The organism is Rhodococcus sp. WB9 (assembly GCF_007558985.1).
GTDB classification, from domain to species: Bacteria; Actinomycetota; Actinomycetes; order Mycobacteriales; family Mycobacteriaceae; genus Rhodococcus_F; species Rhodococcus_F opacus.
Window position 1 is genome coordinate 3,422,706 of record NZ_CP041769.1, and the last position, 24,632, is coordinate 3,447,337.

At 68.4% G+C, this 24,632-nt stretch carries 27 protein-coding genes; 21 read left to right on the top strand and 6 right to left on the bottom strand.

All coding sequences use genetic code 11. The features are described 5' to 3' along the window. Nucleotides 1–441 precede the first annotated feature (441 nt). The 3 genes from FND50_RS15840 to FND50_RS15855 all read left to right on the top strand — a co-directional run bounded on the left by FND50_RS15840 (nucleotide 442) and on the right by FND50_RS15855 (nucleotide 3,373). Nucleotides 442–1,101: a TetR/AcrR family transcriptional regulator gene (locus FND50_RS15840; protein ID WP_144286317.1), complete on the top strand. Its 660-nt coding sequence runs from the start codon at nucleotides 442–444 to the stop codon at nucleotides 1,099–1,101. Nucleotides 1,102–1,130: 29 nt separating this feature from the next. Next, nucleotides 1,131–2,324, top strand: a complete 1,194-nt coding sequence (locus tag FND50_RS15845) for a hemerythrin domain-containing protein (RefSeq protein ID WP_144286318.1) — start codon at nucleotides 1,131–1,133, stop codon at nucleotides 2,322–2,324. Nucleotides 2,325–3,076: 752 nt separating this feature from the next. Beyond that, complete coding sequence (locus tag FND50_RS15855; protein ID WP_009479982.1) at nucleotides 3,077–3,373, top strand: MTH1187 family thiamine-binding protein; 297 nt, start codon at nucleotides 3,077–3,079, stop codon at nucleotides 3,371–3,373. A gap of 7 nt (nucleotides 3,374–3,380) precedes the next feature. Here FND50_RS15855 and FND50_RS15860 read toward each other — a convergent pair whose 3' ends face one another. Next, nucleotides 3,381–4,343: a YafY family protein gene (locus FND50_RS15860; protein WP_144286319.1), complete on the bottom strand. Its 963-nt coding sequence runs from the start codon at nucleotides 4,341–4,343 to the stop codon at nucleotides 3,381–3,383. An 89-nt stretch (nucleotides 4,344–4,432) separates the two neighbouring features. On the opposite strand from FND50_RS15860, the gene FND50_RS15865 reads away from it, so the two are divergent. The 4 genes from FND50_RS15865 (at nucleotide 4,433) to FND50_RS15880 (ending at nucleotide 7,384) form a co-directional block, all read left to right on the top strand. Further along, on the top strand, nucleotides 4,433–4,849 hold the full coding sequence (locus FND50_RS15865; protein ID WP_144286320.1) for a VOC family protein: 417 nt from the start codon (nucleotides 4,433–4,435) through the stop codon (nucleotides 4,847–4,849). Beyond that, nucleotides 4,849–5,454, top strand: coding sequence for a YdeI family protein (locus tag FND50_RS15870; RefSeq protein WP_144289073.1), 606 nt, complete (start codon nucleotides 4,849–4,851; stop codon nucleotides 5,452–5,454). Before FND50_RS15865 ends, FND50_RS15870 begins: the two co-directional genes overlap by 1 nt. Before the next feature lie 50 nt (nucleotides 5,455–5,504). After that, nucleotides 5,505–6,062, top strand: a complete 558-nt coding sequence (locus tag FND50_RS15875; protein ID WP_144286321.1) for a DinB family protein — start codon at nucleotides 5,505–5,507, stop codon at nucleotides 6,060–6,062. 65 nt (nucleotides 6,063–6,127) lie between these two features. Continuing rightward, the gene (locus FND50_RS15880) at nucleotides 6,128–7,384 is read left to right on the top strand and encodes a serine hydrolase (protein ID WP_144286322.1); all 1,257 of its coding nucleotides are present in this window, start codon (nucleotides 6,128–6,130) and stop codon (nucleotides 7,382–7,384) included. Here the strand turns inward: FND50_RS15880 and FND50_RS15885 are convergent. Continuing rightward, a complete protein-coding gene (locus FND50_RS15885) occupies nucleotides 7,381–7,776 on the bottom strand; it encodes an SRPBCC family protein (protein WP_144286323.1) in 396 nt (131 codons plus the stop codon). The genes FND50_RS15880 and FND50_RS15885 overlap by 4 nt on opposite strands. 156 nt (nucleotides 7,777–7,932) lie before the next feature. Here FND50_RS15885 and FND50_RS15890 point away from each other — a divergent pair, with 156 nt between their 5' ends. The 4 genes from FND50_RS15890 (at nucleotide 7,933) to FND50_RS15905 (ending at nucleotide 11,685) form a co-directional block, all read left to right on the top strand. Further along, the gene (locus tag FND50_RS15890) at nucleotides 7,933–8,616 is read left to right on the top strand and encodes a HemK2/MTQ2 family protein methyltransferase (protein ID WP_144286324.1); all 684 of its coding nucleotides are present in this window, start codon (nucleotides 7,933–7,935) and stop codon (nucleotides 8,614–8,616) included. A 229-nt stretch (nucleotides 8,617–8,845) separates the two neighbouring features. Beyond that, complete coding sequence (locus FND50_RS15895) at nucleotides 8,846–10,192, top strand: pitrilysin family protein (RefSeq protein ID WP_144286325.1); 1,347 nt, start codon at nucleotides 8,846–8,848, stop codon at nucleotides 10,190–10,192. Between the two features lie 35 nt (nucleotides 10,193–10,227). After that, a complete protein-coding gene (locus FND50_RS15900) occupies nucleotides 10,228–11,334 on the top strand; it encodes an alcohol dehydrogenase catalytic domain-containing protein (protein ID WP_144286326.1) in 1,107 nt (368 codons plus the stop codon). A 33-nt stretch (nucleotides 11,335–11,367) separates the two neighbouring features. Continuing rightward, entirely contained in the window at nucleotides 11,368–11,685 is a 318-nt protein-coding gene (locus tag FND50_RS15905) for a YdeI/OmpD-associated family protein (protein ID WP_144286327.1), read from the top strand. A 22-nt stretch (nucleotides 11,686–11,707) separates the two neighbouring features. Here the strand turns inward: FND50_RS15905 and FND50_RS15910 are convergent, their stop codons facing one another. Beyond that, on the bottom strand, nucleotides 11,708–12,193 hold the full coding sequence (locus tag FND50_RS15910) for a MarR family winged helix-turn-helix transcriptional regulator (protein ID WP_005563883.1): 486 nt from the start codon (nucleotides 12,191–12,193) through the stop codon (nucleotides 11,708–11,710). 90 nt (nucleotides 12,194–12,283) lie between these two features. Here FND50_RS15910 and FND50_RS15915 point away from each other — a divergent pair, with 90 nt between their 5' ends. The 5 genes from FND50_RS15915 (at nucleotide 12,284) to FND50_RS15935 (ending at nucleotide 16,003) form a co-directional block, all read left to right on the top strand. Continuing rightward, a complete protein-coding gene (locus FND50_RS15915) occupies nucleotides 12,284–12,901 on the top strand; it encodes a TIGR03086 family metal-binding protein (protein ID WP_144286328.1) in 618 nt (205 codons plus the stop codon). A gap of 103 nt (nucleotides 12,902–13,004) precedes the next feature. Then, complete coding sequence (gene dapB / locus FND50_RS15920) at nucleotides 13,005–13,763, top strand: 4-hydroxy-tetrahydrodipicolinate reductase (protein ID WP_005261171.1); 759 nt, start codon at nucleotides 13,005–13,007, stop codon at nucleotides 13,761–13,763. Continuing rightward, the gene (locus FND50_RS15925; protein WP_005261170.1) at nucleotides 13,760–14,239 is read left to right on the top strand and encodes a hypothetical protein; all 480 of its coding nucleotides are present in this window, start codon (nucleotides 13,760–13,762) and stop codon (nucleotides 14,237–14,239) included. The genes dapB and FND50_RS15925 overlap by 4 nt, the downstream gene beginning before the upstream one ends. Nucleotides 14,240–14,268: 29 nt before the next feature. Further along, the gene (locus FND50_RS15930) at nucleotides 14,269–14,727 is read left to right on the top strand and encodes a flavodoxin family protein (protein ID WP_005261169.1); all 459 of its coding nucleotides are present in this window, start codon (nucleotides 14,269–14,271) and stop codon (nucleotides 14,725–14,727) included. Nucleotides 14,728–14,770: 43 nt separating this feature from the next. Then, on the top strand, nucleotides 14,771–16,003 hold the full coding sequence (locus tag FND50_RS15935) for a winged helix-turn-helix domain-containing protein (protein WP_144286329.1): 1,233 nt from the start codon (nucleotides 14,771–14,773) through the stop codon (nucleotides 16,001–16,003). Nucleotides 16,004–16,007: 4 nt separating this feature from the next. Here the strand turns inward: FND50_RS15935 and FND50_RS15940 are convergent, their stop codons facing one another. The 3 genes from FND50_RS15940 to FND50_RS15950 form a co-directional block, all read right to left on the bottom strand. Beyond that, nucleotides 16,008–16,442 (bottom strand): SRPBCC family protein, encoded by a 435-nt coding sequence (locus FND50_RS15940; protein WP_005261167.1) that lies wholly within the window; start codon nucleotides 16,440–16,442, stop codon nucleotides 16,008–16,010. A 102-nt stretch (nucleotides 16,443–16,544) separates the two neighbouring features. Beyond that, a complete protein-coding gene (locus tag FND50_RS15945; protein ID WP_005261166.1) occupies nucleotides 16,545–17,021 on the bottom strand; it encodes a toxin-antitoxin system HicB family antitoxin in 477 nt (158 codons plus the stop codon). A 27-nt stretch (nucleotides 17,022–17,048) separates the two neighbouring features. Beyond that, the gene (locus FND50_RS15950; protein WP_260850995.1) at nucleotides 17,049–17,312 is read right to left on the bottom strand and encodes a tyrosine-protein phosphatase; all 264 of its coding nucleotides are present in this window, start codon (nucleotides 17,310–17,312) and stop codon (nucleotides 17,049–17,051) included. Nucleotides 17,313–17,517: 205 nt separating this feature from the next. Between FND50_RS15950 and thyX the strand changes: the two genes are divergently transcribed. The 5 genes from thyX to FND50_RS15975 all read left to right on the top strand — a co-directional run bounded on the left by thyX (nucleotide 17,518) and on the right by FND50_RS15975 (nucleotide 24,585). Beyond that, on the top strand, nucleotides 17,518–18,270 hold the full coding sequence (gene thyX / locus FND50_RS15955) for an FAD-dependent thymidylate synthase (RefSeq protein WP_005261165.1): 753 nt from the start codon (nucleotides 17,518–17,520) through the stop codon (nucleotides 18,268–18,270). A 43-nt stretch (nucleotides 18,271–18,313) separates the two neighbouring features. After that, on the top strand, nucleotides 18,314–19,222 hold the full coding sequence (dapA, locus tag FND50_RS15960) for a 4-hydroxy-tetrahydrodipicolinate synthase (RefSeq protein ID WP_005261164.1): 909 nt from the start codon (nucleotides 18,314–18,316) through the stop codon (nucleotides 19,220–19,222). After that, nucleotides 19,219–21,225, top strand: coding sequence for a ribonuclease J (locus FND50_RS15965; RefSeq protein ID WP_144286330.1), 2,007 nt, complete (start codon nucleotides 19,219–19,221; stop codon nucleotides 21,223–21,225). Before dapA ends, FND50_RS15965 begins: the two co-directional genes overlap by 4 nt. Nucleotides 21,226–21,250: 25 nt before the next feature. Continuing rightward, nucleotides 21,251–21,874, top strand: coding sequence for a TIGR03085 family metal-binding protein (locus FND50_RS15970; protein WP_144286331.1), 624 nt, complete (start codon nucleotides 21,251–21,253; stop codon nucleotides 21,872–21,874). 80 nt (nucleotides 21,875–21,954) lie between these two features. Beyond that, nucleotides 21,955–24,585, top strand: coding sequence for a DNA translocase FtsK (locus FND50_RS15975; RefSeq protein ID WP_144286332.1), 2,631 nt, complete (start codon nucleotides 21,955–21,957; stop codon nucleotides 24,583–24,585). The last annotated feature ends 47 nt before the right edge of the window (nucleotides 24,586–24,632 follow it).

Genomic DNA, 24,632 nt, shown 5'->3' on the forward strand with positions numbered 1-24,632 from the left:
CCTGGTGCCGCCCGGGTCATCCCGCAATTCGACCGGACTCGCCACCCGGTGCCGACTGTCAGAGCGCCCCGGTGGGGGAGTCAATGCGCCCCGACGTATTCCTCCCTGCGGTGCAGCATTGCCGCTGCCATTGCGGGGCATCAGCACATGGCCGGCGAGCATCAGGCCGTCGCCGGAGAGCAGGCCGAGCCAGAGCGGCCGGAACAGCACGACGAACGCGAGATACATCGCCACCCCCATCTCGGCGATCGCCGGCCACGAATGCCGCCGCCGCGCCATCCATGCCGTCATCGGGGTGGCCATCGGCAACGAATGCACTTCGACGCGCGCATCGTGGCATGCACGGATGGCCGCTTCGGAGGAGTGAAGCGTCCGGACGAGCATGCCCGAAATCGCTTGAACAGTATTGTATTGAAAACTTGTGCGTTCTAGGATTGGGATATGGCGAGGGTCGAGTACGACTCTGCGGAGCCGGGCGGATCTGGGACCCGCCGGTACCGCTCTCCGCTGCGTCGGATGCAGGCAGCCCAGACGCGGGCGGTCGTACTGGAGGCCGCCACCCGGCTGTTCGCCGAGCACGGCTGGGTCGCCACCGGGATGAGGGATGTCGCGCGGGCCGCGGCGGTTTCCGTCGAAACCGTCTACACGACATTCGGATCCAAGGCGGACCTGTTGAAGTCGGCGCTCGAGGTCGCCATTGTCGGCGATGACGCACAGGTGCCGTTGGCCGACAGGCCCTTCTACATGGCGATCGGTACGGGGCGGACGACCGGCGACCGCATCGAGATGGGTGCGCGCATGATCGCCATGATCAACGAGCGCATATACCGCCTGGCCGTGGCAATCCGCCAGGGTGCGACGGCGGATGCCACGCTCGCAGCGGTGGCCGCCGACCTGGAGGGGCAGCGCAGGCGCTCGGTCGCCGACGTCGCAAACCTGATCATGGGCCATCACCCCGATCCTGGTCAGGTCGACGAACTGTGGGTCCAAACCCACGATCAGGTCTATGCCCTGCTCGTGGACGAATGCGGTTGGAGTCGCGTCCGCTACGAGTCATGGCTGATCGACCGCATCGCAGAAATCTTCGACCGCCCGGTGTGACATACGGGCACCATTGTCTGGAGTAGGTCATGACAACCGATACTCGGCCACCCGCCGACACTCGCATCATGCGCATCGTCCACAGCGCGCTACGCCGCGATATTGCGCGCGCCGCGCAGGTGCTGCGCACAGCACCTCCGCCCGCGCAGACTCAGCGGGTCGCCCTCGCCGATCATCTCGTGTGGATGATGCATTTCCTGCACCTGCACCACAGCGGCGAGGACGGTGGACTGTGGCCGCTGGTCCGCGAGTTGAACCCGGCCGCCGGGGCGCTGCTCGACGTGATGGACGCCGACCACGCGCGAATCGGCCCCGAGATGGAGCGGGTCGCCGCTGCGGCAACCGAGTACCGTGTGCATCCGGCTGCCCGAGAAGACCTTTCGCGTTCCCTCGCCGCTCTCGAACAGGTTCTGCTGCCGCACCTGCAGCGCGAAGAGCACGAGATGATGCCGGTCGTCGCCCGCACCCTGACCTGTCGTCAGTGGGACGACGTGGAGCGGGAGGTGTTCATCGCCTCGAAGACCAAGCGGGAGCTGGGGATCGAAGCGCACTGGATCGTCGACGGTGTCGATCGGGAAGACTACGACGTCACCGTTCGCAAAGTCGATCCCGCCACCCGGTTCATGCTGCTCCACGCGTTCAAGCGACCATATCGGCGGGCATGCGCCGCCCGGTGGGGCGCCGACCTCGACGTGAGCCCCCGGCTCCACCAGCCACTCCGCACCGAGGGCTCGGCAGAACTGTGGATCGACATCCCGGCCCGGCAGCTGTACGACGCGGTCGCCGATGTCACCCGCATCAGCGAACGGAGCCCCGAGTGCCGCAGCTGCGCGTGGCTACCGGGACGGTCGCCGGGGGCCGTGGGCGCCCGATTCCGGGGGCACAACCGCGCGCATCACATGCGCTGGTCCCGGGTCTGCGAGGTGACCGCCGCCGATCCGGGGCGGAAGTTCGAGTTCCATACGGTGTCGGATCGGCGCAACCCGCTGTACCACGACTCGACCACCTGGTCATACACATTCAGAGCGGACGGCGACGGGACCCGGGTGACGCACGCGTATCGGATCGACGTACTGCCGTACCGCCCGCTGCTCTGGCTCTACTCTCGCCTGCAGCCGCAGCACCGGGACATGCGGCCGCAGATGCAGCAGAATCTCGAGGCGCTGGGGCGGCAGGCGCGCGCCGGCACGCCTGGAGGGTCGTCCCTGCCCCGAACGGCCTAGTGCCCATCACTCGCTGTTATCTGCAGGTGGAGCGTCCGTGTTGCGGTGAGTCATGCTGTGGTCGGCAAGGGTCGGGCGCTTGTCGGAGGGTGCGGATTCTCTCGCTTCGGTACTGTCGCAGCCTCGCGCTTCGGCGGAGACCTGGTGCTCCCAGTACGCATCCGATCGTGCCCGTGGTGCCCACGGAACTCCCATGCGAAGTCCTCTCTGTGCGTGTGGCTGGAGGAGATCGCTCTTCCTGTCACGTAGATCGCGCGGGTGGCGGCTTGTCGCGCCACTGCCGAGCCTCCTGGGTGTCTTTCCTTTGTACGCCTCGGCAGTGAGTTCTGTCGTGCCCAGCGGACCGGGTCGGTGACCTTGCAGCTCGGCTATTGGGCGAATTGGACGTATCGGCCGGCGCGCTCGAGCTCGGGTTCGTTGCCTTATCCGGATATGCGGGGTAGACCTGAGGTACGGATCCACGGCAGACCAAGGTTGGACCGGAAGAGAAGATTCCACCTCTCGGTCGTGGCACCCAGCACGAGTTGTAGGCACCCACGCAGAAAGCACAGCCCACTAACTGGGCTCAGCGCGGTGGGCTTGCGTCAGGCGGGGGGATGTCTGACGCCGAGGCCACATTTCACCCCGCGCAACCATGCAGCTTGGTAACCAGACGTTCGTGCTCGCGGGCGGCGTCCCCTTGATCGGGGGCGCCGTCCGACGTGTGTCTGTGGAACGTCCGCGAAGTTTCGATGCCCGGAGAAGGAGAGCACATGCTGGTGGCATTCAGTGTCAGTCCGATGGGCGGGGACTCCGACAGCGTCGGTGCCGCGGTCGCCGCGGCTGTGCGGGTGGTCCGCGAATCCGGGCTGTCCAACGAGACCACGTCGATGTTCACCACCGTCGAGGGTGAGTGGGACGAGGTCATGGCCGTCGTGAAGCGTGCAACGGACGTTCTGCTGGAACAGTTTCCGCGGGTCAGTCTGGTTCTCAAAGCGGATATCCGGCCGGGGCGGAGCGATCAGCTGCGAGCGAAGGTCGAGACGGTCGAGCGCTACCTCACCGACTGACGCTCGGTCATCCGCCCGCACCATGTTCGCCGGCATTGTGGTGGGCGAGTTGCGTGCCGATCCGGGCGAGCTCGGCCCGGACCGATCGCGGTTCGAGCACCTCGACCGTCGAACCCCAGCCGGCGAGGTTCCGGGCGATATCCAATGGGGTCGGGGCGGCGAGGCGGACCCGGGCGCGACCGTCGTCGTCCGCACCGGCGGGGTGGCAGTGCCGCCCGAAGTGATCGCGCAGGATCGGCACGAATCTGGCGTCGATGAGCACGGTCGCCCAGGTCGTCGAGCGCCGCTGTTCCACCTCGCCGACCACTTCGTCCCACGCCGCGGCGAGTGTGAAGTCGTCGGGGCGCTCGGCGGGCTGCTCCGTCGATTCGGCGTGGACGATCCGGTCGACTCGGAAGGTCCGCCGGCCCTGTTCGGTCCCGGCGAGGAGATACCAGATGTCGTCCTTGTCGACGAGACCCCACGGGTCGACCAGTCGCTCGGACCGTTGCCGGGCGCTGTTCGTGTACGTCAGGCGCACTTTCCGGCGCCGAATCACGGCGGCCTGCAGCAGGTCGACCATCTCGGGCCTGCGGCGATCGCGTTCGCCCCAGCGGGTGGGATCGATCATGGTGGCGCTGGCGGCGGCCTCGGCGTCGGCCCGGAAGGTCTGCGGCAGCGCCCGCACGAGTTTGCGCAGCGCGGCCTTGGCCTCGCCCGAGACGGCGGCCGCCGGGCCGACCAGAAGGAACAGCGCCTGCGCCTCCGTCGCGGACAACCCGCTGAGGTCGGTGCGGGCGCCGCCCACGAGCGACCACCCGCCGCCGCGCCCGGACTGCGGATACACCGGGATGCCGGCGGCGGACAGCGCTTCCAGGTCACGGCGAGCGGTCGCGACGGACACCTCGAGTTCGTCCGCCACCTCGGCGGCGGTCACTCGACCCCGGGACTGCATCAGCAGAAGGGTGGCGACGAGTCGGTCAGCGCGCATGTCCTCAGTTTCCCTCGAAAAGTGCTCAATTGATGAGCACTTTGAGTCGGAGGATGAATGTTGTCACCGACCGAGGAAGGGAACCACCCATGTTGCGAGGACTCACCACCGTCAACTTCTACGCCGACGACCTCACCGCCGCCCAGGCCTGGTACACCGAACTGCTCGGAATCGAGCCGTATTTCGTGCGCTCGGTGGCGGGGGCACCCGCCTACATCGAATTCCGGATCGGCGACTACCAGCACGAACTCGGCATCATCGACAGCCGATTCGCGACGCCCGACCGGTCACGCGAAGCCGAGAACACGATGACCTACTGGCACGTCGACGATCTGGAGGCGACCGTCGAGCGGCTGCTGTCCCTGGGGGCCACCCTGCACGGAAAGCCGGTCGAACACGGGCCGGGATTCGTCACCGCATCCGTGGCCGACCCGTTCGGGAACATCCTCGGCGTCATGTTCAACCAGCACTACCTGGACATCCTGGCTGCGAAGGCAGGCGCGTGATGGACACCCACGAGGTGAACACCGTCGTCGCTCGCACGACCGCGCAATGGCGCGCCTGGCTTTCGGAGAACTGCCGGACCGAGAAGGAGGTCTGGCTGATCATCGACCACAAGGACAGCGGAACGCCGAGCCTGCGATACCACGAGGCGATCGAGCAGGCCTTGTGCTTCGGGTGGATCGACGGCCTGCTCCGCAGACGAGACGCCGACAGTTCTCAACTGCGCTTCACGCCGCGCACCCCGCGCAGCACCTGGAGTGCGGTGAACCGGCGGCGCGCGGCGGACATGATCGAGCAGGGACTGATGACCGAGCACGGCTACGCCGCCATCGATCTGGCCAAGGCCAAGGGGACCTGGGAGAACACGGCGAACGGGGACAGCTCGGTCGTCCCCGGCGATCTGCGGGCAGCGTTCGGGCGAAACGACGCTGCACGCGCGAACTTCGACAAGTTTCCGCCGTCTTCGACACGGCTGATCCTGGAGTGGATAGCGTCAGCCAGGAAGCCGGACACGAGGCAGCGGCGGATCGAGCGGACGGTCGCGCTGGCGACGATGAACCTCCGGGCCAATCATCCGCGGGTCCGGGTCCCGGACGGTGTGCGGTAGCCGTCTCGAGATCGACGTCCGATCGGCGACAGGGAGAGGGGAGTCAGGACATGGACTGGCCGCACGAACTTGCCGATCAGCTCAGCTGGCACTGGCAGCATCAGTTGCGTCCCCGGCTGGAGGGGTTGACCGACGAGGAGTATTTCTGGGAACCCGCGCCCGATGGCTGGAGTGTGCGCCCGCGCGGCGAGTCGCCGGCGCCAGTCCAGGCCGGGAGTGGTGCGTTCACCATCGACTTCGCCTTCCCCGAACCGGACCCGCCACCGGTCACCACCATCGCGTGGCGGCTTGGGCATGTGATCGTCGGCGTCTTCGGTGTGCGCATCGCCAGTCACTTCGGCGGGCCGCCCGTCGACTATCAGACGTTCGAGTACGCCGGCACCGCGGCCGAGGCGCTCGCGCAACTCGACGAGAACTATGCGGCCTGGTCTGCGGGTGTCCGGAACCTCGGAGTCGAGGGGTTCGCCCGGTCGTGCGGCCCCAGCGAGGGACCGTTCGCGGATTATCCGATGGCTGCGCTGGTGCTGCACATCAACCGGGAGGTCATCCATCACGGCGCCGAGGTGGCGCTGCTCCGCGATCTCTTTCTGCGCCGGCCGATCATCTGACCGGAATCCTCGCCGGCTCCACAGGTTTCACCCCCAGCGGCCGCCCGGATCTGCCAAGCTCGGGTATGACACCGAACCGGCGGGTTCTCCTGCTGACGTGCGTCCTCGCACTCCTGGCCGCGTGCACGTCGAACACCTCGTCCTCCGATTCTTCCTCCTCGGACGCGAGCAGCGGTTCTGCCCTCGCGTCGGCCGATCCGGCGCAGGCCGACGCGGTGATGAAGATCGTGCGCGACACCATGGCGGAAAGCCACCTGAAGGCGGTGATCGTGCGTGTCACGGTCGACGGCAAGGAAATCGTCACCCAGGCGCTCGGGGAGTCGATGACCGGGGTGCCCGCCACCACCGACATGCACTTTCGCAACGGAGCCGTCGCCATCTCCTACGTCTCCACGTTGCTGCTCCAGCTCGTCGACGAGAAGAAGGTGAGCCTCGACGACACGGTGTCGAAGTGGCTGCCCGACATTCCGCACGCCGACCGCGTGACGCTCCGTCAGCTCGCCCAGATGACCTCGGGCTACGTCGACTACGTCATCGGCAACACCGAATTCGCCGAGGCCCTCTACGCGGCGCCGTTCCGCAACTGGACGCCTGAGGAACTCCTGGCGTTCGCGACGTCGAAGCCGCTTCTCTACGAACCCGGGACCAATTGGAACTACGCCCACACCAACTACGTCATCCTCGGGTTGGCTCTCGAGAAGATCACCGGTCAGCCGATGACGGAACTCATGCAGGACAAGGTGCTCGGTCCGCTCGGCCTCGACAACACCACGGACCCGGGGACGGCGGCGATCACCGAACCCGTCCTGCACGCGTTCTCGTCCGAGCGGCGCGAGGCCCTGCAGATCCCGCCCGGTGCGCCGTTCTACGAGGAATCCACGTACTGGAACCCGTCCTGGACCATCACCCACGGAGCCATCCAGACCACGAACATCTACGACCTCCACGACACGGCCGTCGCCATCGGCACGGGCGAACTTCTCTCGTCCGAGTCCTACGAGGCCATGGTGTCGACCGACCTGCGCGGCAAGACGACCACCCTGCCCGGCTGCACCACGTGCTTTCCGCAATCGGAGGACTACACCTACGGGCTCGGACTGCCGATCGTGGGCAACTGGCTGATGCAGAATCCGCTGTTCAGCGGATCCGCGGCGGTGGAGGCCTATCTGCCCTCGCAGAAGATCGCCGTCGCCGTCGCCGTCACCTACGAGCCGGCCGCCTTCGACGACACGGGGGCTTACAAGAACGAGGCCGACAGGCTGTTCCGGAAGATCGGCGCTCAACTCGCTCCGGACGACGCGCCGCCGATGGCCGTCGGCTAGCGTTCGCCCGCGACGCGGGCGAGTCGACGGACGAGAGTTCGCACCACCGGGCCGTGGGTGGCGGCGAGCACCGAGTCGAGGGGGCCGGGAGCGGACATGGTCATCGTGATCCGCGAGCCGGCACCGTGGGCCTCGACGGCGTGATCGAGCGTCATCGGTCCCACCCGCCAGGCCCAGGAACGGCCCGGTGTCTTGGCCGAGATCGACGCGGGAACAGGCACGATCCAGAGCAGTCGCGCCGCTCCACGCCGGCCGGCCTGAACCTCGGGGGACCCGAGACCCCACGCGCCGCGCAGGTGCGGCGCCCACTCGGACCAGCGCGAGGGCCGAGCGACGAGGGCCCACGCGACGCCCACCGAGGCGTCGGAATCAGCTGAGAAGGAATGCGGCACTGCGAAGGAATACCCGTTTTCGACCCCGGCAGACACCGCAGACGCGGCTCGGGGAGGGGTCGGACGTGAACACCGGGTGAATTGGTCCGTGTCGAGTTGCATGTAACTCGGGGTACTGGCCACGCTTGTAGGGAACGGCGAGGGAGGGAGCCGATCATGCTCGTTCGTCTGCCGGGGGTGTATCGCCCCCAGCGTGACACCTGGCTGCTCGCCGAGGTGCTGGCGGCCCGAGATCTCGGACCGGGCACCCGGGTGCTCGATCTCTGCTGTGGCACAGGGGTGTTGAGCGTCGAGGCGTGTGCTGCGGGGGCGGGGTGGGTGACTGCGGTCGACGTGTCGCGCCGAGCCGCGATCAGTACCTGGCTCAACGCCAAACTGAACCGCCGGACGATCCGCGTCGTGCGGGGCGACCTGGTGGACTCCGTCCGGACCCTTCGCTTCGACGTGGTCGTGGCCAACCCGCCCTACGCGCCGGCGACGGACGACGGCAGACCGGGCCGGATACTCGCGCGGGCCTGGGATGCCGGCGTCGACGGGCGGGCCGTGCTCGATCGGATCTGCAGCGAAACCCCCGACCTTCTCGCTCCCGGCGGTACCCTGCTCCTCGTCCAGTCGACGCTCAACGGGGTGGACAAGACACGGGCGATGCTGGAGGAACGGGGACTTCGGGTGGACGTGGTCGCGTCGGAGGACGTGCCGTTCGGTCCCGCCCTCTCGTCCCGCGCGAGGATGTTGGAGGCGAGGGAGATGATTCGGCCGGGCCAGCGCACCGAGCGCATCGCGGTGCTGGCCGCGACCGACCTCCGGTCCGGCGACGCCCCACGCCGACCCGGACACTGACTGCGGCGTCGAACTGTTCTCGCCGCGGCGCGCAGGTGAGTGGTTCGAGTGCCTCGCCGCAACCCGGGACACGATGCCCAGGATGTTGTTCGCGCTGTGGCCGTCCTCGGGAACAGCGACTGATCGGGTTCGCAACCACATCGTCGACGCTGGTGAACGACGGCTGGGTGCCGCGTGTAAAGTTTGCCGTTCGACGACGCCCAGCTTTCGAGGACTGCTGAACTACTACATGGCCAAGATCGATCGCAGCCGCACTGCCGCACTGACCCAAGCGCCGACCCTCCACGAGCCGGATGCCGGCGTCCGGCGCACCGTGCTCCCCGGCGGACTCCGGGTGGTCACCGAATACGTTCCCGGTGTCCGATCCGCGTCCGTGGGCGTCTGGGTGGGTGTCGGATCACGCGACGAGCAGCCCACCGTAGCCGGGGCCGCGCACTTCCTCGAGCACCTCCTGTTCAAGGCCACGCCGTCGCGCAGCGCCCTCGACATCGCGCAGGTGATGGATGGCGTCGGCGGCGAGCTCAATGCGTTCACGTCCAAGGAACACACCTGTTTCTACGCGCACGTGCTCGACGACGACCTGCCCCTCGCCATCGATCTCGTCAGTGACGTCGTCCTGCGGGGCCGTTGCCGGTCCGCCGACGTCGACGTGGAACGCCAGGTGGTCCTCGAAGAGATCTCGATGCGCGACGACGACCCGGAAGACCTCCTCGGCGACGCGTTCCTGACCGCGCTGTACGGCGACCATCCCGTCGGCAGGCCCGTCATCGGCAGCGTCGAATCGATCGAATCGATGACCCGCACCCAACTCCACTCGTTCCACGTGCGGCGCTACACGCCGCCGCGCATGGTGGTGGCCGTCGCCGGCAACGTGGAGCACGAACCGACGGTCGAGCTGGTCCGGCGCGCGTTCGCCGGGCACCTCGAATCGGCGTCCGAACCCGCCCCCCGACGCGCAGGCACCCTGCGCCTGCGGACGGAGCCGACACTCAGCCTGACCAACAGGGACAGCGAACAGGTCCACCTCTCCCTCGGGGTGCGCGCGTTCGGGCGGCACGAGTCGCACCGCTGGGCGCTGTCGGTGCTCAACGCCGCGGTCGGTGGCGGACTCAGTTCCCGGCTCTTCCAGGAAGTGCGGGAGATCCGGGGCCTCGCGTATTCCGTGTACTCGGGCATCGACACGTTCTCCGACACGGGTGCCTTCTCGATCTACGCCGGGTGCCAGCCCGAGAACCTCGGCGAGGTCACCACGGTGATCCGAGAGGTGCTGTCGAACGTGGCCGCCGAAGGCATCACCGACGCCGAGTGCGCCCGCGCCAAGGGATCACTGCGGGGCGGACTGGTTCTGGGACTGGAGGATTCGGGTTCCCGGATGCATCGCATCGGTCGCAGCGAGCTCAACTACGGCAATCACCGCAGCATCACCGAAACCTTGAGCAAGATCGACTCGGTCACCACCGACGAGGTGCGCGAGGTCGCGCGAGTTCTGCTGCAGCGCCCGTTCGGTGCCGCCGTCGTCGGACCGTATCGTCGCAAGCGTGACCTGCCGGCCTCGGTGCGCGGCATCGTCCGGTAACGAGGATTCGCCGACAACAAGAGGAGAAGCCCGAAATGAAGATCCGCGGAGCGGTACTCGAGGAGATCGGGAGAACGCGCCCGTTCGCCGAGTCGGCACCGATCTCGATCTCCGAACTCGACCTCGACCCGCCCGGCGAGGGCGAGATCCTCGTCCGGATCGAAGCGGCGGGCCTGTGCCATTCCGACCTGTCCGTCGTCGACGGGAACCGGGTGCGCCCGGTCCCGATGCTGCTCGGGCACGAGGCCGCGGGGCGGATCACCCAGCTCGGAGCCGGGGTCGACGACGTCGCGGTCGGACAGCGTGTTGTCATGACGTTCCTTCCTCGCTGCGGTGAGTGTGAGGGCTGCGCCACCGACGGCCGCATGCCGTGCGTGCCGGGGACCAGTGCGAACAACGACGGGACCCTGCTCGACGGGGGAGCGCGACTGCACCGCGGCGGCGACCCCGTGCACCACCACCTCGGGGTGTCCGGATTCGCGACGCACGCGGTGGTCAACCGCCGCTCGGTCGTTCCCGTCGGCGACGACGTCCCCGCCGATGTGGCGGCCGTGCTCGGATGCGCCGTCCTCACCGGCGGCGGTGCCGTCCTCAACGCGGGCGATCCGCAACCCGGCCAGGCCGTGATGGTCGTCGGGCTCGGCGGAGTGGGGATGGCCGCGATCCTGACGGCGGTCTCCCGGGGCGCCGGCGAGGTGATCGGCGTCGACGCCGTACCCGAGAAACTGCAGACCGCACGCGAACTCGGCGCGACGGCCGTCTACACCCCCGCGGAGCTCGAGGAAGCCGGTATCCGGGCGCCCATCGTCATCGAGGCCGCGGGGAACGCGCGCGCATTCGAATCGGCTGTTCGCGCAACCGCTCCCGGTGGGAAGACGATCACCGTCGGCTTGCCGTCGCCCGACGCGCGGTCGTCGATCTCCCCGCTCATCCTGGTGGCCGAGGCCCGCACGATCATCGGCAGCTACCTCGGGTCGGCGGTGCCGTCCCGGGACATCCCGATCTACGAGGACCTCTGGCGCGCCGGGAAGCTTCCCGTGGAGAAACTCATCTCCTCCCGCATCACCCTCGACGACATCAACCGCGGCATGGACGAACTCGCCGACGGCAGGGCGATCCGGCAGATCATCGTGTTCGACTGACCCGGCGGGCCGGTCGCGGGCAGAACTCTGCCCGTGAGGTTCCGCACCACCATCGAGCTGGGCGGCAAGACCGCGACCGGTTTCCGGATCCCCGAGAACCGGGCAGGTGCGGGGGTCGCGGCAGGCGACGAGGTGGAGGTCGACGTCGAGCTCGACACCGAACCCAGGTTCGTCACGGTTCCGCCCGACTTCGCCGAGGCGCTCGACCGGCAGCCGGACGCGCGAAAGGCGTTCGACGCACTGTCATACAGCAACCGGCGCCGGCACCTGCTGTCGGTCGAGGGGGCCAAGACGGACGAGACGCGGCAGCGCCGGATCGGCAAGGCCGTGGACGCGCTGCGGCACGGCTGAAGGGGAGCCGGCGCGAACTCCGTCAGGTGGAGTCGCCCGGGCGCCCGGTGACGTCTTCGACCGGCAGTGCCGACAGCGCGATCAGGGCGGACACGAAACCCTCGCGGTCGCGCTCCGGCAACCTGGCCAAGAGCCGCTCCTCGCCCTGCCGGATCGCCGCCTGCGCCGAGTCGCGCACGTCGTGCCCGTCCGGGGTCAGCGACAGCAGGCGGGCCCGGCGGTCCGCGGGATCGCGCTGACGGTCGATCAGGCCACGGTCCTGCAGGTCGTCGAGCACGCCGATGATCCGGGTCTTGTCGGCGCCGATTGCCTCCGCCAGCGCGGCCTGGGTGCGCAGCGGGTGCTCGTCGAGGGCCAGCAGCACGACGTATCCCCACATGGTCAGCCCGTGCTCCGCGAGCACGGGGAGTTCCGCCGCCACCAGCGAGCGGTTCAGGGCGGTCGTCATCGCCGCGAGATCGGGGCGGGTGCGTTCGTGCTGTCCGTGCGTCGGGTCGCGGCTGGGCATACCGCAGAAAATACACCTTGACCGATCATCTACCGAGGTAGATGATAAGCGAACGCGTATCAAATCGATTCGAGTGACGAGGTGTCGACGATGGATGTGGGCGAGGTCCGGCGCTGGGATATCCGCGCCGTGCAATCGAGTGTGGAGTTCGTGTCGCAGGTGACGCGCGACGATCTGAAGCGCGCGACACCGTGTGCGCAGTGGACTCTCGGGGAACTGCTGGACCACATGACCGTGCAGCACCGGGGATTCGCCGCAGCGGCAGCGGGCGGAGGTCCCGACCCGTCGAACTGGCGGCCGCACGTGTCGGCGGATCCCGTCGCCGCGTACCGCTCGGCGGCCGACACCGTCATCGAGGCCTTCACCCGGGACGGCGTCGGGGAGCGGCAGTTCTGGTTGCCGGAGATCAGCACCGAGTTCCCGTTCCCCGCAGCCATCGCCGTCGGGTTCCACTTCCTCGACTACGTGGTCCATTCGTGGGACGTCGCCCGGTCGCTCGGGCTCGACTTCGCGCCCGAATCCGGCATGGTGGCCGCGGTTCTCCCGATCGCACGACTCGTCCCGGACGGGGCGGACCGGTTGCGCGAGGGGGCCGCGTTCGCGCCCGGCCTGCCGACCGACCCCGACGCCGCCGATTTCGGCGCGGTGCTGTCGCTGCTCGGCCGATCACCGCACTGGCACCCCGAGTACGAGGCCGGCCGCGTCTGACGGCGAGACGTAGGTCTCCCGCCCCGCCCCTGCGCACCGGCCGGCACCCGTCGGTTGCGTAGGCTTTCGGGCGAATCGTTGTGACTGGACGGAGCGTGGAGAAGTGAGCGCAGCAGCACCCATCAAGGTCGGGGTTCTCGGAGCGAAGGGCAAGGTCGGCCGAGCGATCTGCGAGGCGGTGGAGCAGGCACCGGACCTCGAACTCGTCGCGGAGGTCGATCACGGCGACCGGCTGGAGACATTCGTCGAGGCCGGCACGCAGGTCGTCGTCGACTTCACTCACCCGGACGTGGTGATGGACAACCTGAAGTTCCTCGTGTCCAACGGTATTCACGCGGTCGTGGGCACGACGGGATTCGACGACGCGCGGCTCGACACGGTGCGGTCGTGGGTGTCGGAGCGGCCCGAGGTCGGTGTGCTCATCGCCCCGAACTTCGCGATCGGTGCCGTCCTCTCCATGCGCTTCGCCGAGGCGGCAGCACGATTCTTCGATTCCGTCGAGGTCATCGAGTTGCATCACCCCAACAAGGCGGACGCGCCGTCCGGCACCGCCTACCGGACCGCCGCCCTCATCTCGGAGGCACGCCGCAAGGCGGGCGTCGGACCGAGCCCCGACGCCACGACCACCGAACTGGACGGTGCGCGCGGCGCCGACGTGGACGGCGTGCGGGTGCATTCCGTGCGGCTGGCAGGGCTCGTCGCCCATCAGGAGGTCATCCTCGGCACACAGGGGGAGACGCTGACCATCCGGCACGATTCGATCGACCGCAATTCCTTCGCCCCCGGCGTCCTGCTCGGGGTGCGGGAGATCGGCTCCCGTCCCGGCCTGACCGTCGGTATCGACCCCCTTCTCGACCTGTGAAGGACGGCTCGACCAAGACCGTCGTCACGATCGGACTGCTGGTCGCGGCGCTGGTGTTCTACTTCGTCCTTCTCGGCCGACGCGGGATCGAGCTGATCCAGGCCGGCGGAGCGGCCGCGATCGGCCTGGGTGTCGGCGTCCTGATCCTGCCGTTCCTGGGCGCCTGGATCGTCTACGCCACGCTGCGTGCCGGATTCCAGCATCAGCATCTGTCCCGCCGCATCGCCGACGAGGGGCTCGAACTGGACGTCAGCGATCTGCCGAAGCGCCCCTCGGGCCGCATCGACCGGGACGCCGCGGACGCACTGTTCCAGCAGGTGAAATCCGAATGGGAAGCAGAACCGGACAATTGGCGGAACTCGTACCGCCTCGCCCGCGCCTACGACTACGCCGGCGACCGCGGCAGGGCCCGGGAGACGATGAAACGGGCCGTGGAACTCGAACGCGTCGAACGGGAAGGCGAGCCCGGCCGATAGGAAGCGGGCCCGGTCGTACGCTGACGACTGTGAAGTCACTACTCGTCGTCCACCACACGCCGTCGCCGGTGACCCGTGAGTGCCTCGAAGCCGTGCTGAAAGGCGCGCGGGACCCCGACATCGACGGGGTCGACGTGAAGTCGATTCCCGCTCTCGGCGCGACCGTGCCCGACGTCCTGGCAGCCGATGGGTTCCTGTTCGGGACGTCCGCCAACTTCGGCTACATGTCCGGTGCGCTGAAGCACTTCTTCGACACCGTCTACTACCCGTGCCTCGACGCGGTCGCCGGCCGCCCCTACGGGCTCTGGGTGCACGGCAACAACGACACCGCCGGGGCCGTGAAATCGGTGCAGAAGATCGTGACCGGGCTGGCGCTCACCCAGGTGGCCGAGATCCTGGAACTGACCGGATCGCTCGACGCGAGCGCGCGGGAGCGGTGCTACGAACTCGGTGCGACGGTCGCCGTGACGCTGGCCGAGGACGTCTGACGTCGCGGTGGAACGTGTCGGTGGTTGATGGCAGGCTGCGGGCATGCGTGAGATGACCGCTGCCGCGGCCCGGAGATCGGCGCTCTGGGCGCAGGGGTTCGCCGACCGGAAACCGGCCGGGGCGCCGACGCGCCGGCACGTCCGTTCGGTTCTCGACCGGGTACGGCTGTTCCAGATCGACTCGGTCTCGGTGGCCGTGCGCGCCCACTACGTCCCGCTGTTCAGCCGCCTCGGCGTCTACGACCGCGGGCTGGTCGATTCGGCGGCGTGGTCACATTCGGCCCGCGCACCCCGGATGCTGGCGGAGTACTGGGCGCACGAGGCGGCGTTCATCCCCGTGGAGGACTGGCCGCTGATGCGCTGGCGGATGCACCGGTACCGGCACGGTCGCTGGTCCGGCGAATCCCGCGTACTCGACCGCAATCCCACGCTCGCCGCCGACGTGCTCGACGTGATCGGCGCCGTCGGTGCGTGCAGCGCGAGCGACGTGGAGAAACACCTCGAGGTCGACCGTCCGGACCGCAAGGGCCCGTGGTGGGATCGCAGCGACACCAAAGTGGTGTGCGAGCAACTGTTCGCGTCCGGCGCGCTGGCGGTGGACAAGCGGGTCGCCTTCACCCGTCACTACGACCTGAGCGAACGTGTGCTGCCGAAAGCGATACTCGCCGAGGAAGTCTCGGAGGAGGATGCCGTCCGTGGCCTCGTGCAGCGGTCCGCGCGGGCCCTCGGTGTGGCCACCGAACCCGACCTGCGTGACTACTACCGATTGTCGCCGGCGCAGACCGCCTCGGCCATCGAGGAACTCGTCGAGGACGGGGTGCTCGAACGGGTGGGGGTCCGCGGCTGGGATGCGCCGGCATTCGTCCACCGCGACGTCCGGGTTCCCCGGAAGGTGGAGGGAGCGGCGCTGTTGTGCCCGTTCGATCCGCTGGTCTTCTGCCGTCCGCGGACCGAGCGGATATTCGACTTCCGGTACCGCCTCGAGATCTACACCCCCGCGCACAAACGTGTCCACGGGTACTACGTCTTTCCGTTCCTGCTGAACGGTGAACTGGTCGCGAGGGTCGATCTCAAGGCCGACCGCGCGTCGGGAACGCTCGAGGTGCGATCCGCGTTCGTGGAACCCGACCGGAATCCGGGGTGTGTGGTGGAGGCGTTGCTCCCGGAACTGCGAAGAATGGCAACGTGGTTGGGTCTGGACGACATCCGGGTGGACGATCGCGGCAACCTCGGTGCCCTCCTCGCGGCCGCGGCGGCGCTGCCGCGAGGAGAGTGAGGAACTACAGGCTCTCGACGAACTTCGTCAGGCCCTTGCTCGCCGTCTCGAGTGCCGTCTTCTGAGCCTTCTTCACGAGGAACCCGGGCAGCGGAATCTTCGGGTCGACCGTCAACTCGAACGTGACCTTGGTGCCTGCGCCGGACTCGGTGAGGACGTACGAGCCGTCCTGGGCGTTCTGCTGGCCGCTCTCGACGAGGTGCCATGACACGGTGTCGTCGCCCTCGAACGTGTAGTCGACGACCTGCTCGTCGTTGATCCCGAGGATGGAGACGCTCATTCGGACACGATGGGGGCGGCCGTCGTCGTGTGTGCTCTCGATGGTGACCGACTTGTGGGCCGAGGACCACTCGGGCAGGCGATCCACCGCAGCGATCGCGGCCATCACCGTGGCCGGATCGGCCTTGATCTCGAATTCCTTGACGCCGGAAACGGCCATGTTCTTCGCTCCTTCGAGCCCGTGGCGACTCTCACCGTGTGGCTGATGCGACGTAATTACATCACCGCCGCCGACGGAGGCGTGGAGTGAGTGCGCCGGTGCTCAAAAATTGTCTCTCCCGTTGCGGCGCATCTGGTCCTTGAGTGCGCCCTGGACCGCCTGCGACACCCAGGAATTGAGCGACACCCCGTTCTGGGAGGCGGCTTCCTCGGCCTTCGACTTGATCTGATCCATCAGACGCAGAGTGACGCGGCTGATGTCACCGGTGACGTCATCGAAGGCGGCACCGAGGTCCTCGGCTGTCGTGGTTCCTTCCCCCTCCGGTCCGGGCGCGGTGGGGGTGCGATGCACGTCGACCGCCACCTCGCTGCCGTCCAGTCGCACACCGACGGTGCGATTGCCGAGTTCGGACGTCACCTCACCTGCAAAATCGGTGAGCGCCGAGAGCAGGAGCAGCCGGGCGGCGGGTTCGACCGCGGCGGCGAGCGCCGCTGCCGTCGCCCGCGTCTGCTCGTCGCCGAGTGCGGCTGCTGCGTTCAGGTCGTCTCGCAGCCGGGAGACGTAGATGCCGAGGTCCATGACGCCAGCATGGCGTCATTGGTGACGTCAGTCAAGTAGGCGTGACTTCAGTTGGGCGATGTCGCCCTCGGACAATTTCAGCCCCTCCGACACGTAGGCGTCGAAGCCGCCGTAGGTGGCGACGGGCAGTCGACCAGAGAGGTGATCGGTGACTGCCCGAGCACGTCGGGCCAGTTCCCGGCCGCTCCGGCCGGAAGCCGGTCCGGCGAACGCCGGGGGAGCGGCCCCGAGAACCGCTGTCCCGAGAACTGCGATCACGACGGCGCGTGCGCGGCCTGTCCGGTACTGCACAGGAAGTCTCCCGGCGAATCTGCGGTGTCACCGAAAGTATGGGCGAGACGAGACTGACACGCGCGGGTGAACACCGCGGGTGAACACACGGCAACCAGGCCGCTGCCGGAACGGGGCACGCCGAGACCCCGATCACCGCTGCGACTAGGGTCGATGCATTCAGGAGGGACTCCCGACCAGGGAGTTCGGTAGGAGGAACAGCGCAGTGCCGCAGACCGTGCCGCTCAGGGTGCAACTCGTCGCGAAGACGGAGTTCTTTCCGCCGGCGGACATTCCGTGGGAGACCGACGCCGACGGCGGCGAAGCGCTGGCGGAGTTCGCGGGCCGGGCGTGCTACCAGAGCTGGTCCAAGCCCAACCCCCGCACCGCAACCAACGCCGGATATCTGCGCCATCTGCTCGAGGTCGGGCACGAGTCGGTCCTCGAACACGGCACCGTCAGCTTCTACATCACCGGCATCTCCCGGTCCTGCACCCACGAGTTGATCCGGCACCGCCACTTCTCCTACTCGCAGCTGTCGCAGCGCTTCGTGCGCGAGAACGACGGCAATGTCGTCGTTCCGCCCGCGATCGCCGGCGACCCCGAACTCGAGGAACTATTCGCGAAGGCCACCGACGCGAGTCGGGCGGCGTACGGCGAACTCCTCGAGGCCCTCGAAGCGAAACTGGCGGACACCTCCAGCGTGCCGCTGCGCAACAAGCAGGCGAGGCAGGCCGCGAGGGCCGTCCTGCCCAACGCTACGGAGACCCGCGTGGTGGTCACCGGCAATTACCGGGCGTGGCGGCACTTCGTCTCGATGCGGGCCACCGAGCACGCCGACGTGGAGATTCGCCGCGTCGCGGTCGAGTGCCTGAGGCAGCTGCAGGCGGCCGCGCCGAATGTCTTCGGCGACTTCGAGGTACTGGACTGGGGCGACGGCACGGAGGTGGCGCGGAGCACGTTTTCCGCCGACGCGTGACTGGTGTGCAAAAGTACCTGGGTCACCGGGTAGCCTTCTGACCATGACCTACGGTGATTCCGCTTCTCCCGTCGAGCGTCCGTTCGGCACCGTGTCCACAGCGATGGTGACGCCGTTCACCTCGGACGGAAAGCTGGACGTCGACGCCGGTGTCCGCCTCGCGGCGTACCTCGTCGACAACGGATGCGACTCCCTCGTCCTCGCCGGTACGACCGGTGAGTCGCCGACGACCACCGAGAACGAGAAGCTCGAGCTGCTCCGGGCAGTGATCGACGCGGTGGGCAACCGCGCGAAGATCATCGCCGGCGCAGGCAGCAACGACACCGCGCACAGCGTCGAACTCGCCCGTGACGCCGCCCGCGCGGGCGCGCAGGGCCTCCTCGTCGTCACCCCCTACTACTCGCGTCCGCCGCAGGCCGGACTGTTCGCGCATTTCACCGCCGTCGCCAATGCCACCGACCTTCCGGTCATGCTCTACGACATTCCACCCCGCTCCGTGGTCCCCATCGAGACGGAGACCATCCGGCGCCTCGCCGAGAACCCGCGCATCGTCGCGGTCAAGGACGCCAAGGGCGACCTCAACGCGGGCGCCGAGCTGATCGGCACCACAGACCTCCAGTTCTACTCGGGTGACGATCCGCTCAATCTTCCGTGGCTGTCGGTGGGCGCGACGGGGTTCGTCAGCGTCATCGGGCACCTCGTGCCCGGCCGGTTGCGTGAACTGCACACGGCATTCGCGGCCGGTGACATCGCCCGCGCCCGCGCGATCAACCTCAGCCTGATCCCGGTCATCCGCTCGGTGGCGCGTCTCGGCGGCGTCAGCGCGTCGAAGGCGGGTCTGCGCCTGATCGGCCTGGACGTCGGCGAACCCCGGTTGCCGCAGGTGGCGCCCACCCACGATCAACTCGACCTCCTGGCCGCCGATCTGCACGCTGCGGGGGTGCTCGCGTGACCCGACCGCCTCGTCGTCGCAGCGCCAGCCGTCAGGCCGGTCCCCCTTCTCCCACCGCGAGCGAGCCGACCAAGGCGGCGCCCGTGGCCGCCGAGCCGCCGAAGTCGGCGCCGGTCGTCGCCGAGCCGCCGAAGTCGGCGCCCGTCGTCGCAGACCAGCCGTCGGCTCCGAAGTCAGCGCAGGCGAAGTCCGCGCCCGTGAAGACCTCCTCCACGAAGGGCGGCGCCGCCAACAAGTCCTCGTCCCGCTCCGGCAGGCGCGGCGGCGGCAACAAGCGTCAGGACACCCGGCCGGCTTCGGTCGATCCGACGGCCCGGCTCGGCGCCCCGCCGAAGGCTCCGTTCAAGGGTCTGCGGGTGGTGGCGCTCGGCGGTATCGGCGAGATCGGTCGCAACATGACCGTCTTCGAGCACCAGGGCAAGCTGCTCGTCGTCGACTGCGGTGTGCTGTTCCCGGAAGACCAGCAGCCGGGTGTCGACCTGATCCTCCCGGACTTCCGGCACATCGAGGACCGGATGGACGACGTCGAGGCCGTGGTCCTCACTCACGGCCACGAGGACCACATCGGCGCCATCCCGTTCCTGCTGCGCCTGCGGCCGGATCTGCCCGTGGTGGGTTCGCGGTTCACGCTTGCACTCGTCGCGGCCAAGTGCCGTGAGCACCGCCAGCGCCCCAACCTCGTCGAGGTCGTCGAGGGGCAGCGCACCGATCACGGTCCGTTCCAGTGCGAATACTTCGCCGTCAACCACTCGATCCCCGACGCCATCGCCGTCGCGATCCGGACCGACGCCGGAGTCGTGCTGCACACCGGTGACATCAAGCTCGACCAGCTGCCGCTCGACGGCAGGCTCACCGACCTCGCCGGCTTCTCCCGTCTCGGTGACGAGGGTGTCGACCTGTTCCTCGTCGACTCCACCAACGCCGAAGTGCCAGGCTTCGTCACCCCAGAACGTGAGATCGGGGGAGTGCTCGACAACGTGATCGGCAAGGCGAAGCAGCGCGTGATCGTGGCGTCCTTCGCCAGCCACGTGCACCGCATCCAGCAGGTGGTCGACGTCGCCCACCGGTACAACCGGCGGGTCGCGTTCGTGGGCCGGTCGATGGTCCGCAACATGCAGATCGCGCAGGATCTCGGATATCTGAGCGTGCCGGACGGCCTGGTGGTCGACATCGACACCGCGGCCAACCTGCCCGACGACCGGCTCGTCCTGATCTCCACCGGCTCGCAGGGTGAACCGCTGTCGGCGTTGTCGCGGATGGCCCGCGGTGAGCACCGGCAGATCAACATCCGGGCCAACGACCTCGTCGTGCTGGCGTCCTCGCTGATCCCCGGCAACGAGAACTCCGTGTTCGCCGTCGTCAACGGACTCGCCAAGCGCGGCGCCACCGTCGTCACCCAGCAGAGCGCGAAGGTGCACGTCTCCGGTCACGCGTCGGCGGGCGAGCTCCTGTACCTGTACAACGCGGTCCGGCCCACCAACGCCATGCCGGTCCACGGCGAATGGCGTCACCTGCGCGCCAACGCCGCCCTCGCGAAGGCCACCGGCGTGCCGGAGGACCGGATCGTGCTCGCCGAGGACGGGGTGGTGGTCGACATGGTCGACGGTCTCGCCGAGATCGTCGGGCAGGTTCCCGTCGGACACGTCTACGTCGACGGACTGTCCGTCGGCGACGTCGGCGACTCCACGCTGTCGGACCGGCTGGTCCTCGGCGAGGGCGGGTTCATCGCCATCAACGTCGTCATCGACGACCACACAGGACGCGCGGTCAGCACCCCCGAGGTGTCAGGACGCGGATTCTCCGACGACCCCACGGCCCTCAAGGACGCGGCGCAGCTGGTCGAGGCGGAACTCCTGCGCCTGGCCACCGAGGGCATCAACGACGCCCACCGCATCGCCCAGGCGATCCGGCGCGTCGTCGGCAAATGGGTGGCGGACAAATACCGTCGCCGGCCGATGATCGTCCCGACCGTCATCGCGGTACCCTCGGCCGAGGGCAAGTAGTTCTCCGGCAGGTAGATTCGGACGGGTGACCTTCGCCCGAGATGAACGCCTCGCCCTCGTCGACTCGATGGCCGAATTCGGTCCCGACGCCCCGACCCTCTGCGGGACGTGGACCAACCGGGACCTGGCCGCCCACCTGATCGTGCGCGAGCGACGCCTCGACGCTGCCCCCGGCATCGTCGTGGGTCGGCTCGCCGGCTACACGGAGCGCGTCCAGAACGACACGGCGACGCGTCCGTGGAGCCGACTGCTGGACGAGGTCCGGTCGGGTCCGCCGGTGTGGTCGCCGATGTACTGGGTGGACGCACAGGTGAACCTGGGGGAGATGTTCGTCCACCACGAGGATGTGCGCCGCGCCCACGACGGCTGGGAGCCGCGGGTCCTGCCCGACGAGCGCCAGGACGCGCTGTGGGGTCTCGCACGCAAGGTCGGAAAGCTCGGCTACCGGCACGCCCCGGTGACGGTCGTGCTCGAGCGGCCGTCCGGGGAGCAGGCCACCGTCCGCAAGGCCGGTGCCGGCCGGGTGATCCTGCGCGGCGAACCGTCGGAACTCGCCCTGCACGCGTTCGGCCGGGACCAGGTGCGCATCGAGACCGACGGTGAGGCTGCCGACATCGACGCCGTGACCTCCCTCGACCGGGGGTTCTGAGGGCATTTCACCGCAGGTCTCGCCGTGTTACGGGTGTTGCGGATGGTCCGGAAGGTGCCGTAGCGACTAATCTGAGAACCATGGCAGGTAAGGCGAGCGCCCGCGGTTCGAGCACGACGACGTCCACGGCGAGGACGGGCGTGCGAGGCGGCTCGACCTCGTCCAAGCCCAAGTCCCGCACGACCCGGACGGTCAGTACTCCGCGTAAGTCCACCTCGCCGCGCGGCGGCAGCTCCCGCGGCGGCGCCCGGAGGCCCGCCGCGAAGAAGTCGTCCGCGTCCGGCCCCCTCAAGTCGGTGGGCCGGGGGATCGGTGCCGGCTGGTCGCTGATGGCCAAGGGCGTCGGGGCCACCACCCGCACCGTCGGCAAGGCTGCCGAGATCGAACAGGGTCACCGCCGCGACGGCATCGCGCTCGGGTTGATCGCGATCAGCGTCGTGGTCGCCGGCGGAATCTGGTTCTCCGCGGGCGGTCCGGTGGGCGAGTGGATCGAGACCGGAGTCCGTGCCGTGTTCGGTGGGGCGTCCGGCGTCCTGCCCCTGATCGGTGTCGCCGTCGCGGTGATCCTGATGAGGACCGAGCCGAAACCCGAGATCCGGCCGAGGCTGGTCCTGGGGTCGCTGCTGGTCGGTCTGCCCGCTCTCGGTCTCTGGCACATCGCGACCGGTTCGCCCACTGCCGCCGAGGGCAGGGCACGTGGCGCCGGGTTCGTCGGGTACGCGGCGGGAGGTCCACTGACGGACGGCCTGACCGTGTGGCTCGCCGCGCCGCTGCTGCTGATGGCGGCACTGTTCGGTGTCCTGTTGCTGACCGGAACCACGGTCCGCGAGGTGCCCGGCAAGCTGCAGTCGTACTTCGGGACGTCGTTCGGCCGCGACCACTACGCCGACTACGACAGCGAGTACTACGAGGACGGCGAATACGACCCCACACTGTTCGACGCCGACGGCTACCCGGTCGACGACTACAAGACCGGGACTCGGGGTGCACCGGCCGACAACTATCCCACCGACGAGTACGACGTCAGCGATACCGCGAAGACGGAGGTGCTCGGTCTGTGGGAGACCGAGCCCGCCACGGAACCCGTGCCGGCGCCTGCGCCGGCGCCGAAACCGGCGCGTGCCAAGGCCAAACCGGTCGTCGCCCCCAAGCCGGAACCCGAACCGGAACCGCTGCCCGACGTCGACAAGTTCGTGACCGACCGGGTCGTCGAGGGCGACTACACGCTGCCCCCGACGTCGCTGCTCATCGAGGGCGATCCGCCGAAGAAGCGCAGTTCCGCCAACGACGCGATGATCGAGGCCATCACCGAGGTCCTCGAGCAGTTCAAGATCGACGCGGCCGTCACCGGATTCACCCGCGGCCCGACCGTCACCCGCTACGAGGTGGAACTCGGACCGGGCGTGAAGGTCGAGAAGATCACCGCGCTCGCCCGCAACATTGCGTACGCCGTCGCCACCGACAACGTCCGCCTGCTGGCACCGATCCCCGGCAAGTCCGCGGTCGGCATCGAAGTCCCCAACTCCGACCGCGAGATGGTGCGCCTCGCCGACGTGCTCACGGCCCCGAGCACCCGCAAGGACCACCACCCGCTGGTGATCGGTCTCGGCAAGGACATCGAGGGCAACTTCGTCAGCGCCAACCTCGCGAAGATGCCGCACCTGCTCGTGGCGGGTTCCACCGGTTCCGGTAAGTCGAGCTTCGTGAACTCGATGCTGGTGTCGCTGCTGTCCCGTGCGACACCCGACGAAGTGCGGATGATCCTCATCGACCCCAAGATGGTGGAGCTGACGCCCTACGAGGGCATACCGCACCTCATCACGCCGATCATCACCCAGCCGAAGAAGGCCGCAGCCGCGCTGGCCTGGCTGGTGGAGGAGATGGAACAGCGCTACCAGGACATGCAGGCCAACCGCGTGCGCCACATCGACGACTTCAATGCCAAGGTGAAGTCGGGGGAGATCACCGCGCCGCTCGGCAGCGAACGGGTCTACCGGCCGTACCCGTACATCCTCGCCATCGTCGACGAACTCGCGGACCTCATGATGACCGCGCCGCGTGACGTCGAGGACGCGATCGTGCGGATCACCCAGAAGGCGCGCGCCGCCGGTATCCACCTCGTGCTGGCCACACAGAGGCCGTCGGTGGATGTCGTGACCGGTCTGATCAAGACCAACGTGCCGTCACGGCTCGCCTTCGCGACGTCGTCGCTGACCGACTCGCGGGTCATCCTGGACCAGCCCGGCGCCGAGAAGCTGATCGGTATGGGTGACGGGCTGTTCCTGCCGATGGGCGCAGGCAAGCCGACACGCCTGCAGGGTGCGTTCATCACCGACGAGGAGATCTCCGCGGTCGTCGATTTCAGCAAGAACCAGGCGGAGCCGGAGTACACCGACGGCGTCACCGCCGCCAAGGTCGGGGAGAAGAAGGACGTCGATCCCGACATCGGCGACGACATGGACGTGCTGTTGCAGGCGGTGGAACTCGTCGTCTCCAGCCAGTTCGGGTCCACGTCGATGCTGCAGCGCAAACTGCGTGTCGGGTTCGCGAAGGCAGGCCGCCTGATGGACTTGATGGAGACCAGGGGAGTGGTGGGTCCCAGCGAGGGCTCGAAAGCCCGTGAGGTGCTCATCAAGCCCGAGGAACTCGACGGTCTGCTGTGGTCGATCCGCGGCGGCGATCCGAACGAGGCCCCGTCCGACCAGGAGTAACCCCCGTGCGCGTGTCCGAAATGGGCGATTCTCGCGCAGTGTGGTTG